Source organism: Daejeonella sp., from assembly GCF_044232565.1.
In the GTDB taxonomy this organism is placed as follows: domain Bacteria; phylum Bacteroidota; class Bacteroidia; order Sphingobacteriales; family Sphingobacteriaceae; genus Daejeonella.
The window spans coordinates 18,408-36,876 of record NZ_JBIILQ010000002.1; the positions used below are offsets into that span (position 1 = coordinate 18,408).

Annotated in this window: 18 protein-coding genes; 11 read left to right on the forward strand and 7 right to left on the reverse strand. The window is 34.7% G+C overall.

What is annotated here, in order from left to right; all coding sequences use genetic code 11:
- Positions 1 to 2 precede the first annotated feature (2 nt).
- Complete coding sequence (locus ACILQF_RS00320; RefSeq protein ID WP_395625416.1) at positions 3 to 1,004, reverse strand: FAD:protein FMN transferase; 1,002 nt, start codon at positions 1,002 to 1,004, stop codon at positions 3 to 5.
- 150 nt (positions 1,005 to 1,154) lie between these two features.
- On the opposite strand from ACILQF_RS00320, the gene ACILQF_RS00325 reads away from it, so the two are divergent.
- Entirely contained in the window at positions 1,155 to 2,633 is a 1,479-nt protein-coding gene (locus ACILQF_RS00325) for a M14 family zinc carboxypeptidase (RefSeq protein ID WP_395625417.1), read from the forward strand.
- An 18-nt stretch (positions 2,634 to 2,651) separates the two neighbouring features.
- Here ACILQF_RS00325 and ACILQF_RS00330 read toward each other — a convergent pair whose 3' ends face one another.
- The 3 genes from ACILQF_RS00330 to ACILQF_RS00340 all read right to left on the reverse strand — a co-directional run bounded on the left by ACILQF_RS00330 (position 2,652) and on the right by ACILQF_RS00340 (position 5,645).
- Positions 2,652 to 3,674 (reverse strand): N-acetylmuramoyl-L-alanine amidase, encoded by a 1,023-nt coding sequence (locus ACILQF_RS00330; protein WP_395625418.1) that lies wholly within the window; start codon positions 3,672 to 3,674, stop codon positions 2,652 to 2,654.
- A gap of 423 nt (positions 3,675 to 4,097) precedes the next feature.
- On the reverse strand, positions 4,098 to 4,547 hold the full coding sequence (locus ACILQF_RS00335) for a YhcH/YjgK/YiaL family protein (RefSeq protein WP_395625419.1): 450 nt from the start codon (positions 4,545 to 4,547) through the stop codon (positions 4,098 to 4,100).
- Positions 4,548 to 4,619: 72 nt separating this feature from the next.
- Complete coding sequence (locus ACILQF_RS00340; protein WP_395625420.1) at positions 4,620 to 5,645, reverse strand: PfkB family carbohydrate kinase; 1,026 nt, start codon at positions 5,643 to 5,645, stop codon at positions 4,620 to 4,622.
- Positions 5,646 to 5,846: 201 nt separating this feature from the next.
- Here ACILQF_RS00340 and ACILQF_RS00345 point away from each other — a divergent pair, with 201 nt between their 5' ends.
- Positions 5,847 to 6,509, forward strand: coding sequence for a bifunctional 4-hydroxy-2-oxoglutarate aldolase/2-dehydro-3-deoxy-phosphogluconate aldolase (locus tag ACILQF_RS00345; protein ID WP_395625421.1), 663 nt, complete (start codon positions 5,847 to 5,849; stop codon positions 6,507 to 6,509).
- Between the two features lie 168 nt (positions 6,510 to 6,677).
- Positions 6,678 to 7,694 (forward strand): type IX secretion system membrane protein PorP/SprF, encoded by a 1,017-nt coding sequence (locus ACILQF_RS00350; RefSeq protein WP_395625422.1) that lies wholly within the window; start codon positions 6,678 to 6,680, stop codon positions 7,692 to 7,694.
- Between the two features lie 12 nt (positions 7,695 to 7,706).
- On the opposite strand, the gene rpoN is transcribed toward ACILQF_RS00350, so the two are convergent.
- Entirely contained in the window at positions 7,707 to 9,176 is a 1,470-nt protein-coding gene (gene rpoN / locus ACILQF_RS00355; RefSeq protein WP_395625423.1) for an RNA polymerase factor sigma-54, read from the reverse strand.
- A gap of 147 nt (positions 9,177 to 9,323) precedes the next feature.
- Here rpoN and mscL point away from each other — a divergent pair, with 147 nt between their 5' ends.
- From mscL to tsaB, 5 genes are all read left to right on the forward strand, one after another.
- Positions 9,324 to 9,737 carry a large-conductance mechanosensitive channel protein MscL gene (mscL, locus tag ACILQF_RS00360; RefSeq protein WP_395625424.1) on the forward strand — a complete coding sequence of 138 codons (414 nt, stop codon included), beginning with the start codon at positions 9,324 to 9,326 and terminating at the stop codon, positions 9,735 to 9,737.
- A 188-nt stretch (positions 9,738 to 9,925) separates the two neighbouring features.
- On the forward strand, positions 9,926 to 10,084 hold the full coding sequence (gene rpmH / locus ACILQF_RS00365; RefSeq protein WP_079701901.1) for a 50S ribosomal protein L34: 159 nt from the start codon (positions 9,926 to 9,928) through the stop codon (positions 10,082 to 10,084).
- 77 nt (positions 10,085 to 10,161) lie between these two features.
- A complete protein-coding gene (locus ACILQF_RS00370; RefSeq protein WP_395625425.1) occupies positions 10,162 to 10,554 on the forward strand; it encodes a ribonuclease P protein component in 393 nt (130 codons plus the stop codon).
- Positions 10,548 to 10,784 carry a membrane protein insertion efficiency factor YidD gene (gene yidD, locus ACILQF_RS00375; RefSeq protein ID WP_395625426.1) on the forward strand — a complete coding sequence of 79 codons (237 nt, stop codon included), beginning with the start codon at positions 10,548 to 10,550 and terminating at the stop codon, positions 10,782 to 10,784. Before ACILQF_RS00370 ends, yidD begins: the two co-directional genes overlap by 7 nt.
- A 37-nt stretch (positions 10,785 to 10,821) precedes the next feature.
- On the forward strand, positions 10,822 to 11,520 hold the full coding sequence (gene tsaB / locus ACILQF_RS00380; RefSeq protein WP_395625427.1) for a tRNA (adenosine(37)-N6)-threonylcarbamoyltransferase complex dimerization subunit type 1 TsaB: 699 nt from the start codon (positions 10,822 to 10,824) through the stop codon (positions 11,518 to 11,520).
- A 2-nt stretch (positions 11,521 to 11,522) separates the two neighbouring features.
- Here tsaB and ACILQF_RS00385 read toward each other — a convergent pair whose 3' ends face one another.
- Both ACILQF_RS00385 and ACILQF_RS00390 read right to left on the reverse strand, forming a co-directional pair.
- Positions 11,523 to 12,962, reverse strand: coding sequence for a DUF5723 family protein (locus ACILQF_RS00385; RefSeq protein ID WP_395625428.1), 1,440 nt, complete (start codon positions 12,960 to 12,962; stop codon positions 11,523 to 11,525).
- Between the two features lie 5 nt (positions 12,963 to 12,967).
- Positions 12,968 to 14,584: a hypothetical protein gene (locus ACILQF_RS00390; protein ID WP_395625429.1), complete on the reverse strand. Its 1,617-nt coding sequence runs from the start codon at positions 14,582 to 14,584 to the stop codon at positions 12,968 to 12,970.
- A gap of 87 nt (positions 14,585 to 14,671) precedes the next feature.
- Between ACILQF_RS00390 and ACILQF_RS00395 the strand changes: the two genes are divergently transcribed.
- The 3 genes from ACILQF_RS00395 (at position 14,672) to ACILQF_RS00405 (ending at position 18,267) form a co-directional block, all read left to right on the forward strand.
- A complete protein-coding gene (locus ACILQF_RS00395) occupies positions 14,672 to 15,058 on the forward strand; it encodes a DUF423 domain-containing protein (RefSeq protein ID WP_395625430.1) in 387 nt (128 codons plus the stop codon).
- Positions 15,058 to 17,541, forward strand: a complete 2,484-nt coding sequence (priA, locus tag ACILQF_RS00400) for a primosomal protein N' (protein ID WP_395625431.1) — start codon at positions 15,058 to 15,060, stop codon at positions 17,539 to 17,541. The genes ACILQF_RS00395 and priA overlap by 1 nt, the downstream gene beginning before the upstream one ends.
- A 69-nt stretch (positions 17,542 to 17,610) precedes the next feature.
- Positions 17,611 to 18,267 (forward strand): protein-L-isoaspartate(D-aspartate) O-methyltransferase, encoded by a 657-nt coding sequence (locus ACILQF_RS00405; RefSeq protein ID WP_395625432.1) that lies wholly within the window; start codon positions 17,611 to 17,613, stop codon positions 18,265 to 18,267.
- Positions 18,268 to 18,469 lie beyond the last annotated feature (202 nt).

The window sequence follows — 18,469 nt, forward strand, 5'->3', positions numbered from 1 at the left end:
ATTTATCTGAAAAACTTTTGAGTTGCTGTATCTCTTAACAACCCGTTTTCATCTTTATAAATAAAATAGGCGTCTATTTTTTTATGCTTTTTAAGAAATTCAAATGCTTTCTTAATGCCCATTCCAATTAATGCATTATCATATCCATCGGCACTCATTGTGTTTTTGGCACGTACAGTAACGCTAATTATTTCATTGTCAAGAGGATATCCAGTTTTAATATCCATTAAGTGAGATATTTTCTTTGATCCACTCTGAATAAACCTTCTATAGTTTCCAGAGCTTGTTATTGCTCCAGAGCGTAATTGCAGTGTTTTTTGTAGCTCTATGCTATCAATTGATGATGGTTGCTCAATTCCAATGCGCATTCGTTCATTTCCGGGTTGCTTCCTTCCTCTTACACGTATTTCTCCCCCAATTTCAACTAAGTAATTTTTAACTCCCTTATTGTCTAAATACTCAGCAATATAATCCACGCTATAACCCTGTGCAATCCCATTTACATCAATTTTTAGGCAGGGTTTAGTTTTTACCAGCATTCTGCCTTTAATTAGGAGTTTATCTGATCCAGAACATGAAAGTGCATGAGTAATTTCTGAATCATTAGGTTGTTTGCTATGTTTAGTTGGGCCAAATCCCCAAACATCCACCAAGGGTAAAATACTGATGTCAAATACTCCTTCACTTTCTTTCCAAATTTTCATAGAACGTTTAACAACCTTCAATAAATGCTTATCCATAAGAAGCCCTTTCTCTGAGTTATTGAATTTATTGATGAGAGAATAGGGCTTGTAAATAGAAAGAGAACTGTCTAATTCATTAAATAATTGATTAACATACTTGCTGCTAACTACTTGATTTTTTGAATAATATGTAATTTGATAGCTCGTGCCCTGAGCAAATCCTTCAATCTTGAAAGCTTTCCAATTCGTCTCTGTTTTTTTAGGAATAACACATGAGCTGAGTATGAAGATTGTTAAGATTGTAGCGAGAATTTTATACATGATTTTATTCAAGAATCTTAAATTTAAAAATGTGTTTGATATCTTCCAATAAATTATTCCAATATAAATACTTATTAACTGATCAATCAAATTACATAGCGAATATAAGAATTGTAAATTTTGTATTTTTAACGCTTTAAACATTCATTTATGGGTTTCAAAAGAACAATTTTCACGGGTTTGCTTTTCATTATCGTTCAAATAGGCTTTAGCCAAGATTCTTTAAATGTAAAAAAGGAGCTTGATTTGGTGTGGGATAATTACACGTTTTTTCAGGAAGAAACGATTAAAAACCGCTTTATAAAACATGCTGATGTAGTTCAATTAATACAGAAACATATTAATTCTGGACTCTTTTTTAATGAGGAAATTGGTAAATCGGTTAGAGGAAGAAGTATTAATCACATTTCTTTTGGTAGGGGCAAGACTAAAGTTTTACTTTGGTCGCAAATGCATGGAGATGAATCTACTGCTACCATGGCCTTATTTGATTTGTTTAATTTTTTGTCGGGAAATGATGAATTCGACCCTTTGCGGAGGTTAATTCGAAATAATCTTGAATTGCACTTCGTACCCATGTTGAATCCTGATGGTGCTCAAGAATGGAAGCGAAGGAATGATCTTGAAATTGATATTAATCGTGATGCACGTTTATTGGTAAGTCCTGAGGGCCGAGCCTTGATGGAAATCGCTAAGCGTATAGAACCAGAAATCGCTTTTAACCTACATGATCAAAGTACGCTTTATGCTGCTGGTCGTACGGATAAAACGGCTACAATTTCTTTTCTCGCACCCGCTTATAATTATCCTAAAGACATGAGTGAGAGTAGAAAAAGAGCTACTCAGTTGATTTTAACTATGAATGATGCTTTGCAAATGAAAGTGCCGGGAAACATTGCCAAATATGATGACGCTTTTGATCCGCGTTGCTTCGGAGATACATTTCAGGCCATGGGAATATCAACTATTTTGATTGAATCTGGAGGTTTTCGCGGCGATTCGGAAAAACAATTTATTCGAAAGCTCAATTTTTATGCTTTGTTAACCGCTTTAGAATCTATTGCGCAAAAATCTTATGTAAGTCAGAGTCTTGCAAAATATGATGCAATTCCAGAAAATAGCAGGTCTTTATATGATTTACTCATTCGTAATGTGAGTATTACAAAGGAGGGGATAGCTTTTAGAACTAATCTTGGTATAAACTTCGCGCAAATCAAAGGGCCAGATTTTGCTAGTATGACTTATAATGGTCGTGTAGAGGAAATTGGTGATATGGAGCTCAACTTTGGCCATCAAGAAATTGAAGCATCAAACTTTAGTCTTTCCCCCGGCAAGGTAAAGTTTCTTTTAAAAGCAGAATGGGATAGCTTAAGTCGCGATGCTGAATTTGAACTTTTAAAAGAAGGATATTTGTATGTAAAATGTACAGATAATCAAACACTAACTGGAGCATTAAGTGGAAGAATATTACATCTCACCAATCAGGATGAGAGCCCGGTGCAAGCAGCCAAAATAGGTCAGCAGGCTCAATTTGTCCTTTTTCAGGAATCAAAACCCAGGTATGCTATTATCAAAGGATTTGTGGTTGATTTAAGCAAAGAATTACAAGATTTATCATTCCCCGAATAGCTCAGAAAATGACAAAATCTAATTTAGTGGATAAAATTCTCTAACTCTTTTTTCTTCCTGTAAGGCTTCATCGCTTTTACCTAATTTGTATAAAATATCTACTCTGTACTTATGGCATTCTCCTGCCACATAAGAATCTGGAAATGATTTAGCAGATTGTGTGAATAGGTCAAATGCCTTTTGAAGAGTTTCTTTGTTCTTGCTTTTCATTAATTGTTTTGCTTCGGTATAATCTTGATACCAGCGTTTAGCAACGGGACTCATACGCTCTGCTTCTTGTAGTGTAGCAAACTCTGTTGGGAAGTCGGATGTTATTTTTGGCCGAATAGGAGGAATTTCTCCTTTGAAAAAATCTTCAATTGCAATTGCAAATGCCAATGCTTCATTATAGTTATGTTCCTTCTCTTTTAAACGTGATTCTTCTTCTGGATTGGTAAATAAGGAGGCTTCAGCTAATACGCCCGGAATTCCATATGTGCCACGAAGTACAGAAGATCCAGCAGAGGAGAATACTGTAAAATCAGAAACGATACTTATTGGGGTTTTTGTTTTGTACATGAATTTAACTAGGTTCTTAGCTAGTTCTTTACTGAAACTTATCCCGGCTTTGTTTGCTGAGGATAGCCCGTGAAAATAAATAATGGGGAAATTTACACTTGAATCTGCCGTGGCATTATGATGTATCGATACAAAAAAATCGGCTTTATTGTCAACAGCCATTTTTGAGCGATCAGCAAGCGGTACAAATACATCACTAGAGCGAGTCATTAAAACTTTAGCTCCCTTGGCTTCCAATAGCTCTTTAAGTAATAATCCCACTCGGAGGTCAATCCACTCTTCTCGCTCGCCTGTTGGGCCCTGACGATAACTATCCGTTGCAGCGGTGCCACCATGCCCAGGGTCAATAACAATTATTTTCCCCTCTAAAACAGATTGGTTTTGTGCTAAGGCTAGATTGAATGAAAAGATTAATGTGAATATTGAGAAAAGTAATAATTTGGGACTTCGCATGTTTGTAAATTGTTTATAAAATTTAAGCATAGATTAAAGCCTATTCAAATGGTTTAATCGATTTTTTTAACTAGCAATATGAATAGTAATTTATGAATGCAATATAAGTTTATGGATTCAAAATCTTTCAGGAAAACACAGTATTACATCGATTTTTACCAATTAATTTGAATTTTAATTTTCCTTATTTTGTTTTATTCAAGCTTCAGAAGGTTCATTAAGATGGCATTAGACTATATTTTTTTATTTTAATATTGCAATATAAGTAAACTCAGTACATGGATTAATAATGCGTAGATTTTTGATTGGGAAGCCTAGTAACTATCGGTAATTGAGCTATCTTTTGGGACTAGGTAATTTCAATTTTCTCAAGACAATTAATAATAAGCTATTGGATAAAAAAGAGGGATATTTTGAATGTTTCAAAATATCCCTCTTTAATTCTGAATCTGATTAAATTTTTACTTTGACAATTAATTTTTTGATTATATCATCTCCAATCATTGGTGCATGAACATCTTCAGGGAAAAATATGGCGAATTGATTAGCAGATAGCTCAAAAAACATGTCAGGGGCATCATTATAAAATAATACATCTTTTTCTGTGTTGTATTCTCCTCTAGGTGAGCTGCATGACTGACGAGATTTCCAGCCCATTTTCTCATTTCCACTGATGCAAAGTTGGATATCAATATTTTGGTTATGACATTCAAATTTTGCAACAGACTCTTCTTTCTTCATTCCTTCCTTTTCGGCAACGATAATTTTTAATCCTTCGCTTAAGTCTATTTTACCGATTTCAGCATTTTTCAAATCAATTGATTTTATGTATTCAAATGCCTGTCTAAAAAGGGGATGAATGCTAGTATATTTTTCTGAGTTCTCTAAACTATCTATAATCATCTTGTTTATTTTTTAAATAGTAATAAAAAAAATCCGCCTGAGGTCAGGCGGATTATAAAATTTGTATCTATATTATCTTTGTACCCGTCCTGATCCATCGCCACCTACTAGGTCCTTAACTTCAGCTAAAGTGGCATGATTTAAGTCGCCTGGTATTGTATGTTTAATTGCAGATGCGGCAACACCAAACTCAGCAGCATCGCTCATCTTCATATCAGTTACCAATCCGTAAATAAATCCACTGGCAAACGAGTCGCCACTTCCAACGCGGTCAACAATTCTCACTTCATACGATTTAGTATGATAAAATTCGGTTCCATCGTACACTAAAGCAGACCAGCCATTATCAGAAGCACTATGACTTTCTCTAAGAGTTGAGGCAATATATTTGAATCCAAATTTTGCTTTCATCTGCTGAAATACATCCTTATAACCATCTAAATTTAGTTCACCTTTTGTAACATCAGTCCCTTTGCTGGTAAACCCCAGTGTGGTATCAGCATCTTCTTCATTACCGATACAAACATCCACATACTGGCAAAGTCTAGTCATTACTTCTCTAGCTTTTTCCTTGCTCCATAATTTTTTACGATAGTTTAGATCAATACTTGTAGTAATTCCTCTAGCTTTAGCTTCTTTTAATGCAGCTTCAGTTAATGCTGCAGCCTTTTCACTAAGTGCCGGAGTTATGCCTGTGGTATGAAACCAATCGGCACCTTCGAAAATTTTATCGAAATCAAATTCTGAAGCGTCAACATCTGCTATGGAAGCATCAGCGCGATCATAAACCACTTGAGATGCTCTCATTGAAGCGCCAGTTTCAAGGAAATAAATTCCTAATCTGTTTCCCCCTCTTGCAACAAATTGGGTATCAACGCCATAGCGGCGTAAATGGTTAATTGCAGACTGTCCTAATGGATTGTTTGGAACTTTAGAAACGAATGTACCATTTAGTCCGTAGTTACATAATGCAGCAGCAACATTCGCTTCGCCGCCACCATAAGTAACATCAAAACTATCACTCTGTACAAATCTCTTGAAATCAGGAGTGGATAACCTCATCATTATCTCTCCAAGTGTTACGACTTTTTTAGCCATGGTTTATTTTGTAATTAATTAAAAGAAGCAAGTTAAATATTCATATTAGCATAACAAAAATACATTAATGAGTGATAATTAAAAGTCTAACGCATTTTTAATCACATTTTTCATGTAAAATATTACGAAAAGGTTAGCGTATTGAGATTGTTGTTATTAATTATTTAAATTAGAGGCGCATTTAGAATTTAACAAAAAAAAATGAGTAAAAAAGTTGAACTTTTAAAATTAATCCCGGAGCAGGGTATATTGCCATTATACTTCAATAAGGATGAAGAAACTAGTATTGGATTATTAAAATCACTGTATGCTGCTGGAATCCGTGCTGTAGAATATACTAATCGTGGGGAAGCAGCACTTTCCAATTTTAAGGCAATGCGCAAGCTTGTTGATTCAGAATTGAATGGAATGTATCTCGGTATTGGTACCATTAAAGATGGAAACATGGCTCAAACCTTTATTGATGCGGGTGCTGATTATCTAATTTGCCCCGGATTAGTTGAAAGTGTTGCTGAGCTTGCTGATAAATATGGTTTGTTATGGGTTCCTGGATGTATGACGCCAAGTGAAATAATACAAGCAGAGACATTAGGAGCTAAAATGATAAAGCTGTTCCCAGGAAATATTTTGGGGCCTAGTTTTATGTCGGCTATCAAAGAATTATTTCCGAATCTATTATTTATGCCAACAGGGGGCGTTGAACTTGATAAGGCCAATATTGAAGCTTGGTTTAAATCAGGTGTTTGCGCAGTTGGAATGGGAAGTAAGCTAGTAAGTAAAGATGTAATGGAAAATAAAAAATATGCTGAACTTATATCCTCCACAAAAGAAGCTTTAGCAATCATTGCTTCTATAAGAAAATAACAATATAAAATTAATATTTTAGTTGGGGAATTATCCAAATCATTGTTTTAAACAACAAATTTTCGTTTTACATTATTTATTGAAACATTATTTACTACCTTAAACCTAAAATTAAAATCGCTAAAATTAATATGTTATGGATGAGTATCTAACTCAAAAAAAATAAGGATGAAGAAAGCGGTTATAATTATATTCTGTATTTTTTTAAGTTTTGCAGCAAAGTCACAGCAGAAGCCTCAGTATACACAATACATTTTAAATAATTTTGTATTAAATCCTGCAATAGCGGGTATTGAGAACTATATTGATGTAAAGGCCGGATATCGAAGTCAGTGGCAAGGTTTAAGTGGTGCACCACTAACCTCTTATATTTCTATTCACGCGCCATTGGGCGACAAATTCCGTTATGGAACTTCAACTTCTGTTGCCGAGGGTGGTGGTTCAAACCCTAATAATCGGTCTTATTTACAAAGTTACAAGGCATCTGAGCCTCATCATGGCCTTGGATTTACAGCGGTTTCAGATAAAGCAGGACCAATTTCTCGTACCGATGTCAATTTGAATTATGCCTATCATTTAGGAATAACCGAGCAGATTAATGTTTCAGTAGGAGTAGCTGCGGGTATTTCGAAGATCTTTCTTGATAAGACGCAAGTTTTACTTGAAAATCCTATTGATCAGGCAATAGGTAAGGATAATTTCAATCAGTTAAAACCAGATATGAGTGCAGGAATTTGGCTGTATGGACCACGGTTTTTTGCGGGTGTTTCCGCTCAGCAGCTTTTGAAAAATCCAATTGGGTTCAGTGATGATCCTATTAACTATGATCAAGGGAAAAAGATTCCTCACTTTTTTGCAACCCTAGGCTATAAAATTTATTTAGGTGATGATTTTGCAGCAATGCCTTCTGCTCTTGTTAAATCGGTAAATCCTGTGCCATTATCTGTCGACGTGAACCTGAAGCTTGCCTATAAAGATCGATTTTGGGTAGGAGGGAGCTTTCGTAAAGATGATGCATTTGCCGGAATGGCAGGTTTTCATTTGGGTTCTTTCATGAATCTTGGCTATTCGTATGATTTTACCACCTCTGGACTAAATCGAGTGAGTAATGGAAGTCATGAGATAGTATTGGGTATTTATCTAAACAATAGATATAAAGTTAGCTGCCCACAAAAAAGTTGGTAAAAAAGACGATTATTAGAGTTCCTTTCTCAAACGGGCAACAGGTATATTCATGGCTTCACGGTATTTAGCTACCGTTCTTCTTGCAATATTATAGCCTTGTTCTTTTAGAATTTCTGTAAGTTTTTCATCCGCTAAGGGCCGTCTTTTATCCTCTTTTCCAATACATTCTTCTAGAATTTTTTTCACCTCTTTGTTGGAAACCTCCTCACCACTCTCCATTTGAATAGCTTCTGAAAAAAACGATTTTAATAAAAAGGTTCCGAACTCAGTCTGAACATATTTTGAATTTGCAACTCTTGATACGGTAGAAATATCCATTCCAATGCGATCGGCTATGTCTTTCAAAATCATTGGTTTTAGATTTTTATCGTCGCCCGTCAGGAAATAATTGTATTGATAATGCATAATGGCATTCATCGTTTTAAGTAAAGTCTGTTGACGCTGCTTTATTGCGTCAATAAACCATTTTGCCGAATCTAATTTCTGCTTAACAAATTGTACGGCTTCCTTCAGTTTTTTATCCTTTTGAGCAGTCTTGTCATAATGCTCAAACATGTCTTGGTATGATCTGCTCACACGTAATTCAGGCGCATTCTTTGAATTTAGTGTCAAGAATAATACGCCATCATTATTGCTAATATGAAAGTCTGGGATAATTTGAAGTTGCTTTGTTGTAACGGCATTGGAATCACCGGGTTTAGGATTCAATTTAAGAATTTCGTGAATCGCCTCTTTTAGCTCCTCTGAATCCATATTCAAGCTGCGCTCAAGCTTTTCGTAATGTTTTTTGGTAAACTCGTCTAGGTAATCTTCAACAACTCTAATTGCTTTCACAACAGAGGGAGTTTGTTCTCTTTTCCTTAATTGTATCAATAAACATTCTTGCAAATCTCTGGCACCTACTCCAGCAGGATCGAATGTTTGAATTACCCTCAATATTTCAAGCACTTCTTCTTCTTCAGCAAATACATTTTGTGAAAAGGCAAGGTCATCAACTAAAGAATTTATTGGTCTTCGTAGGTAGCCATCATCATCAAGGCTTCCTATTATTTGTCGGCCAATTCTAAAGTCCTTGTCGGATAAGGGTTCGAGGTCTAGCTGTGCTTGTAGACTCTCGAAAAATGAATTTTGTACGGCAATTGGAATTTCCTTGCGCTCATCGTCATCATCTCCATTTTGCTCATATTTGGATCCAAAATCATTGATATTGTCGTCTTGTAGGTAGTCGTCAACATTAAACTCATCTATGCCCTCAGTACTATCTTCCGAATTGAAGGTATCATCTGGGTCTCGATCAGGATAATCCTCAATGGGTTCATTCATGTTTGCTAAACTCAAATCTTCAAGTGCAGGGTTTTCCTCAAGCTCTTCTTTAATTCTTGTGTCAAGTGATACAGTTGGTACTTGCAACAACTTGATGAATTGAATTTGTTGAGGAGAAAGTTTTTGAAGAAGTTTTTGCTGAAGATTTTGTCTTAACATGATAGATATTATAAGGTAAAATTACACAATTAATAGCGTATGGAATAGTCAATGTATATTTTTTGTGAAGTGATTTACATGAAACTGTCATTGATTATTTAATCAATTACTTTAGTTTTGTTAATTGTTCTATAAAAATGGATGTTTATGGCAATTATCAAAGAGTTTAAAGAATTTATTTCTAAGGGCAATGTGGTCGATTTAGCAGTCGGTGTAATTATTGGAGCTGCATTTGGTAAAATTATTACTTCATTGGTTGATGATATTTTGATGCCTCCCCTAGGTTTTTTAATTGGCGGAGTGGATTTTTCCGAAAAAAAGATTGTGCTAATTGCTGCAGATGCCATTAATAAGGTGGAAGAGGTAGCTATTCGTTATGGGAATTTCATAAATGCTGTTTTTCAGTTTCTGATTGTAGCGGTATGTATTTTTGCTGTTATTAAGACCATCAACGCACTTAAACGCAAAGAAGAGGCCGAACCAGCTTCCACACCTGCACCTAGTCCTGAGCAAGCACTTCTTGCCGAAATAAGAGATTTGTTGAAGCAAAAGACTAAATAATATAGTTACAGAGCTTAATAAAGCTTATATTTGAAAGCAATAGATTGATTGGTGGTATTTTATTTTCGGATTGAAGCCAGTTCCTTTTTTAAAAACATTTGGATATTTTAAGTCAGGTGTTTGAATTGTGAAAAATCAAGCTTATATTTGCATTCCTGTTTTTTAGAGTAATAATAGATTAAAGAGTCATGAAAAGAACATTCCAGCCTTCTCAAAGAAAAAGAAGAAATAAGCACGGATTTAGAGAGCGTATGAGCAGTGCAAACGGAAGAAGGGTATTAGCTTCTAGAAGAGCTAAAGGTAGAAAGAGACTATCAGTATCTGACGAACGTCGCCATAAAGCATAATTTTGATTGTATTTTCGTAGCCTTTTACGATCTTGCAGATCATTATCTGCTTTGTTTTTGGCTAATAAACAATCAAAATGAACAGTTTTAATAAAGAAGAACGATTATGTAATATAAAGCTTATAGACAAGCTTTATCATGGTGGTTCTTCTTTTTTAGTTTATCCCTTTCGAGTTTTGTGGATGCCAGCTGCTGCAGATTCCATATTTCCAGTTCAAGTTCTAATCAGTGTCCCCAAAAAAAGGTTTAAGAGGGCAGTAGATCGAAATTTACTAAAACGTAGAATTCGTGAAATCTACCGTTTACAAAAGTCAGAAGACCTTTTTCCATTTCTTAATCAACGTTCAGAAAAAATAATTCTCGGCATTAATTATATTGGGAACGAAATTGCCGAATATACATTCTTAGAAAAGAAGTTCATCAGCGCAATTCAACGTTTAAAAAAGAACATTTCTGAACCAGTATGTTAAGAAAATTCATAAATAGGGTCTTTTCTGCACTATTTTTAGTGCTGATAAAAATTTATCAGTATTTAATTTCTCCAATTCTTGGTCAATCCTGCCGTTTCACCCCCAGCTGTTCGCAATATGGTTTGGAGGCTATTCATAAGCATGGACCGTTCAAGGGAGCTTGGTTAACTCTAAAACGTATTGCTCGTTGTCATCCCTGGGGTTCGCATGGTCATGATCCTGTTCCTTAATATTTCTAAGTTTAGATAATCTAGCACCTCTGTATTTATGAAAAATCCATTGATTTTATTAATTGAAACTGCTACTACAACTTGCTCTATCGCATTAACTGAAAATGGGAATGTGATAGCGGTTAAAGAGCTTAATGAATCCAATATTCATGCTAGCCAAATCACTCTTTTTATTGAAGAAGTGATGTTTGTTGCCCAGAAAAACTATTCTGACCTTCAGGCAGTTGCAGTTAGTATGGGACCGGGATCCTATACTGGTTTGAGAATAGGTGTTTCTACTGCTAAGGGATTATGCTATGCTCTTGATATTCCTTTAATAGCCATAGATACCATTCAAGCAATGGCGTCAGGTTTGATAAATACTACGATGGACATTCCTGCATCAGGACTTTTAATTCCGATGCTTGACGCCAGAAGGATGGAGGTTTATACCGGAGTGTATCGTAAAGACTTGAAAATTGTTGAACCCGTAAGTGCTAAAATTGTTGACCAAGATTCATTTACAGAATTCAATAAGCATGAACTCTTTCTTTTTGGTGATGGTGCCGATAAATTCAAGATTCTTTTTTCAGACCACAAAAACATTCATTTTGTCGATTTTTCAACTTCCGCATCACATCTAAGCTCTTTAGCTCTAGAAAAATTCAATAGGGCCCAATTTGAAAATGTTGCTTATTTTGAACCATTTTATTTAAAAGATTTTCTTGTTACTCCTCCCAAGAAAGGTACTATTTAAAATTAATCTTTTCTCTTGATTAGCTTTTTAATAAATCCTCCATTTGGATCTTTTGTAAAACCGGGTATCTGAGTTGCGTTGGCTTGGTGTTCTAATACTTTACCAAATTTAACTGCAAAACCCATGTAAAATGAGGCACCAGTGTACCCGCCAGAATAACTTGTTTTGCTTGAATTAAGATTTTTGAAGATTTCTACGGTTTTTGAAAGATGATCGCTGCCTACATAAAATTCAATGTTTGGCTTTTTAATCATGAACTGGCCACCTAACTGTAAGAATCCATTCGTGTTATAATTTGTCGATCCCGTAAATACATATTGTTTTATTTGGAAATTATTTACCAAGGCAATATCTCCTCCCTTAAAATAAATGCTTTTTGAAAGAATCAAATTAGGGCGATAATTACCGAAATTCTTATTGATTAAAATTTCAACCTTGCCATTCAGGGCACTTAAATATGATTTGTTTTCTGAGAGCTTGCTAATATTGTTGTCGATGCTATCTGCAAGTCTCTCATCTGCACTTTCATTTGATGCATTCTCAATTATTATCTTATCGGTGTTAAAATCATATTGGTACGAATTTTTATCCCACTTAATAAATCCTAAATCTTTTAAATTACCCATTAAAAACCAGCCATCGCGCAATTTATAACTGGCACTTGCTGTGACTGATATTCCGGGATTTTTGAAATTGGGATTAATCATTTCTGTTTTAAAATTGTCAAACTTAAAACTTGAGCGCAATCTACCGGCTAATGAAATTCCTATGATATCTGCTGCTTCGTCAAGTACTATATCTGATTTTGAAACTTTTAAATTTGTATAACTAATTCCGCTTAACAGACTTAATTTTGTACCGATGGCTAAGCGTTTTGTTGGGTTTTGGCGATAGGTCAAACTAAATTGATGGTAGCTTTGATTATAAGCATTAATATTAAATAGACCATCTATAGAACTGCTATCAAAAATCCTATAATCATCAAATACAGCAAAAATTTCATTACTAACTTCAGCACGAGTATCGCTTCTAACTTGCCAGGATAAACCAATTTCTTGATACTTCTTTACGGATTTTAACAGTCGAAGCATTGCTATGTAATTATTCGAATTTAAGGTTAGAATATTTTTTTTATTTTGACCTAAAATTAGATTGCGCCCGTTAAATAGGCCATCATAAATCAATGTCTTAAATGCCGATTCTGCAGGTCCTGAAAATGTGGTGTTAAAGCTGATTGTAGGAATGAAAAAATTGAAAGCGACTCTCCGACTAGTATCTACCTGATAGGCTCTTTGTGAGGGATTTTCAAAGCTATCGAAGAGCGTACGGCTATTATAAAGTGAAAATTGTTGTGCATGAGCTCCGATAATTGACCCTGAAAAGAGGGTAATTAAAACGAATATTCTTCTTGCTAATTTATGCTTACCCTGAGTTTTGCTCATTTAATTTAATTGATGTTTAAACTATCTACGTTTAAAATGGCTTCTTGTATGGGTGTAGAAAGTTTATATCCGGTATAAATATTAGTAAAAAAATAATCTTTATTGCTAGTTAACTGATATGAAAATGCATAAAGATCTTTTAATCCGGTTTTATTAGAGCCAAAAGTTTCTGCATAATTCTCTTTTAATAAATTCTGCATCAGGCTCCCCGAATTGCTGAAATGTAGAAAAAATGAAATATTACTTTGATCAGCAACAAATTGATCAAATTGAGTAAACGCTTCCGTTTTTACAAGAAACCTATTTGAATTGTAGTCATTTAGATACCTCTGCAAAGTGCCCGGCGAATTTGAAAGGATAAGTAAATTGTCTTGAATCATGTAAAATGGCTTAACATATTTTTTTAATGGCTCACCCCAATAATAGTAAAATAAGTCCCCATAATTCATTTTTTTTATAGTTTCAGAATAAGATGAGCTTAATAACTCCAGAAAAAATTGCATTTGAGTACCATTCGCCAGTTTGATGATTACCAAATTTTCAAATGTTGAAAGTTGTAGAGTAGAAAATTCAGATCCCCATAATTTTTGAATGTCCCGATCAGGGTTTAACCCTGTTTCAGCAGTAATTTTTTTTATTTGATTCTCTAGCTTTTCCAATTCCTTTTTCTCCTGAAATATCTTCTTTAAATCAGAATGAAAGCTTGTAAAATTCGATAAGCCATAGCTGATTGAGTTTGCAGTGTTATAAGGCATAATCTGTTTGAGGCTATTTTTAACTGGCATCTGATTCAAGAACAGCTTCGCATAACTGTTTTGATTAGCGCTAATATGACTTTCTCCATTAAACATTAGCGCATCAATTTTATAGTTCAACGTCAGGCTAGAATAGCCTGAAAAACTCTCAAACAATGCAAAGTTGCCACTAATTGTTTTCTTGAAAAAAGGACTTAATAGTACATTTTTATTATAATTAATGAAAAGATTAGCTAGGGAATTTCCCTTATTTTTGATGCCCTCACTAATAATTTTCATGAATTCAGGCTCGATTTTCTCTGAATTTTCATTTATGGTCCTAATTAATAGTTCCTTATTGGCACTTCCTCGCGCAATCCCCTTGTCAATAAATAAATAAAAAGGTTTTTCAAGTGCTTGCGACTCAATTTGAAGAATGTTAAGGCTATTTTCATCCAATTCCTTGACTTGATTTTCGTTATTTAGACTTAAAAGTTTGCCGATCTCCTCTTTTTTGGGTAGATCATTAATTCCTATTGACCATAAATAGTCTATGTTATTTGTTTTTGATGGATGAAATGACAAGAAAACCATTTGCCCTTTTGTTAAAGATTCAAAAGCGGTATTTTTTGAAATTAAATTCCTTAAAAAATCTATCTCCTGCTTTTTTTGTTGACCTGCAATAGTATCAAAAAGTGTGTTCTCGTTTAATATATCGTATAAGTCTTGCTCATTTTGGAATTGCAAAATTAAGCCTGCATCAGCAGGAATTTCAGTTAAAATCCTGTTACTATTGCGGCTATTTACATGTAAATTCGCGAAATATATGTAGGCAAAGACTCCCACAATAATTAATAAAATTGCAATTAGCCCAATTATTTTTTTCATGCAGTGTAATTTAAACAAATTTAAATTTTTATGAATCAAATAAGAATTGCAAACATGTTTATTAAATTAGCAATCTAATCTAACAATATGAATAAACGCATAATTATTGCCGCCTCCATCTTTGGAATGATTGCTGTTATTTTAGGAGCTTTTGGTGCTCATACCCTAAAGGGTCGTTTAAGCTCGTCTGATCTAGAAGTATGGAAAACAGCGGTTAATTATCAGTTTTATCATACTTTTGCACTGCTTTTTTTATCGACTTTCTCCAGAAAAAATAGCCGTATAATTAATTTATCTGCTTGGTTTTTCACCATTGGCATTTTTCTTTTTTCAGGTTCTTTGTATTTAATATCCACAAAAGAAATTTTAAATTTAAGTCAGGTTGGTATAATTGGACCTATTACACCCATTGGTGGACTATTTTTTATTATGGGATGGTTTAGTTTGCTAATTGCTACCTTAAAAAATAAATAATGCTTGAATTTAATGAAAACGAAGGCATTGTTCGAAAGACAATTTTTATTGAGGTAGTTCTTCCTTTAGCGATTTCTAAAACCTATACTTATCGTGTTCCCCAAGAATTAGTAGATGATATTGCAATTGGGAAGCGTGTGGTTGTACAATTTGGTCGCAGTAAAATTTATACTGGTATTGTTTGTCTTATTACTGAAATACCACCAGCACTTTATGAGGCTAAGTATATCATAGATGTACTTGACTCTGAGCCAATAGTAAATGAGTTTCAATTGAAATTGTGGCATTGGATGTCAGATTATTACCTCTGCCATTTGGGAGAAGTGATGCAGGCTGCATTGCCATCAGCATTAAAACTAGCCAGTGAAACGAGGATTGTTTTAAATACGGTAGAAGAGATTGATAAAAGCATTCTATCCGATAAGGAATTTTTAATTGTTGATGCGCTTGAACTACACCCTGAGTTGAGTGTAAGTGATATTAGTAAGCTTTTAGGGCAGAAAACCGTTTTTCCGCTTCTTAGAGCACTTTTTGAAAAAAATGTTATTGTCATTTCGGAAGAAATTACTGAAAAATTTAAACCACGAAAGAAGGCTTTTATCGTTCTTAACCCTTTATACAAAGAATCAGAAAACAGAAAAGCTTTATTTGAAGTCCTGGAACGTGCTCCAAAACAGTTAGAGGTTTTGCTTGCTTATTTTAAGCTTGAAAAACAACAGGATGAAATTTCTAAATCTGATCTTATTGATGCTTCTGGTGCTTCCACTTCAATACTTAAAGCCTTGTTAGAAAGGGAGATATTTCTACAAGAGGATAGGGTGATAAGTCGTTTAAGCTCAGTTGATTTAGAACATATTCGTGATTTTCAATTAAATGAGGCACAAGTTGTAGCACTTCATGAAACTGAGGTTCAGCTTGATAAAAAGGGTGTTGTTCTACTTTATGGAGAAACTTCCTCCGGAAAGACTCAAATTTATATACGTTTGATTGAGCAAATGTTGCTCAAAGAGGAGCAAACATTGTATCTGCTTCCAGAAATTGCCCTCACAACTCAGGTAATAGAGCGGTTACGTGAGCACTTTGGCGGGCAAATTGGTGTTTATCATTCTAAATTTAATGATAATGAGCGCGCTGAGGTATGGCAAAAAGTATTAAAAGGAGAGTTTAAAATAGTTTTAGGGGCCCGATCTTCCATATTTCTGCCTTTTAAGAATTTGGGTTTAATTATTGTGGATGAAGAGCATGAATCTTCTTATAAACAATACGATCCAGCTCCAAGATATCATGCTAGAGATACCGCTATTTACCTCGCTCATTTACATAAAGCTAAAATTGTTTTGGGATCAGCTACTCCAAGCATGGAGAGTTTTTACAATGCTAAAATTAATAAATATGGTTTTGTAACGCTAAAAGGGCGCTTTGGGGGTGTTAAATCTCCATTAATTGAGGTTGTAAGCATTGCTGAAGAAACCAAACGAAAAACAATGCAATCGCATTTCACCTCTGTTTTACTGAAGGAAATTAAAGAAGCTTTAGAACGTAAAGAACAGGTAATATTATTTCAAAATCGCCGTGGCTACACACCAGTATTACTCTGTACTACCTGCGGATACACTCCAAAATGTGTTAATTGTGATGTGAGCCTTACTTTCCATAAAAGTAGTGCAAAGCTGCATTGTCACTATTGCGGATACAAACAGGATATTGTCAGTGCCTGCCCAGCCTGCGGATCAACACGTATTGAACAAAAAGGTTTTGGTACCGAAAAAATAGAGGATGAATTGCAGCGGATATTTGAAAATGCCAGGATTGCACGTATGGACCTTGATTCAACGCGTACAAGAAATAGTTTTCAGGTGCTTTTAAACGATTTTGAGGAAGGGAAGATTGATATTTTGGTTGGGACTCAAATGGTGGCAAAGGGCCTTGATTTTGGAAATGTGACTACAATTGGGATTATAAGTGCAGACAGTATGTTAAATTACCCTGATTTTAGAGCCTTTGAACGAAGTTATCAGATGTTAGCCCAAGTATCGGGTCGTGCAGGAAGGCGTGCAAAACAGGGTAAAGTAATTATTCAAGCTTATGATACATCTCATAGGATTATAAGTCAGGTGATCAAAAATAATTACGAAGAGATGTTCGATACGGAGATTTTAGAACGTAGAAACTTCCATTACCCACCACTTTACCGACTTATTCAGCTTAATGTTAAGCACAAAGATCTTTCTAAACTTGGTTTTATTGCTAATTCGCTAGCTAAAATATTAAGAGTGCAATTCGGAAATCGAGTTTTGGGACCTGAGGCACCAATGATCAGTAGGATTCGTAATTACTATATACAAACTATTTTAATTAAAGTAGAAAGAGAAGGTGTATCTATTCAAAAGATTAAAGAGGCTCTTCAACAAATTTTAATTCAATTTGATAGTCAGCCCATTAATAAAGGTGTTTATATGCATGTTGATGTAGATCCTTATTAAAAAAATATTTCCTCATTTTATCTCTATTTTATTTCTTTAAACAAGCAATAAGCGTATTTTTGTGTACAGATGGCACATAAATTAGTTGATCAATACCGCGAGAAGGGAGCAAGGAAAAAGTTGGTTGAATATCTTAGAGAGCGGGGAATCACAGATGAAAATGTGTTGAAGGCTATTGGGAAAGTTCCTCGCCATTATTTTTTCGATGAAACCTTTTGGAATCAAGCTTATAAAGATATTGCGTTCCCCATTGGGGATGGTCAAACAATTTCTCAGCCCTATACGGTAGCTTATCAAACCGAATTATTGCATATTAATACTGGCGACAAAGTTTTGGAGATTGGAACTGGTTCTGGCTATCAGACTTGTATTTTAATTGAACTGGGGGCCAAAGTTTTCACAATTGAAAGGCAAGAGAATTTGTATAATCGTACGCGACAGGTATTACCGCATATGGGTTATCAGGCTAATTTTTTTTATGGAGATGGATCGAAAGGAATAGCCGAATATGCGCCTTATGATAAGATAATTGTCACCGCCGGTGCTCCTCTAGTCCCAGAAGTATTATTAAAACAGCTTAAAATCGGTGGTATTTTGGTGATTCCTGTTGGGGATGAAAAAACACAGAAAATGATCACTGTACTCAGAATTGCTGAGAACGACTTTGAGCGATTTGTATTGGATACATTTCGATTTGTGCCTTTGGTAGGGGAGAAGGCTTGGTAGGATTTGGTTATCAGTTGTCAGTTAACGGTTGTCAGTTGTCAGTTAAGGGTTGTTGGTTATCGGTTAAGGGTTGTCAGTTGTTGGTTAACGGTTGTCAGTTAACTTTATCATACTAACGTGAATTTGGGATTAAAGGAATTGATTTTTGATTAAAGAACAAGGAGCAAGGAATAAAGATAGGTTTCTTAAATCGTGCTTTTTT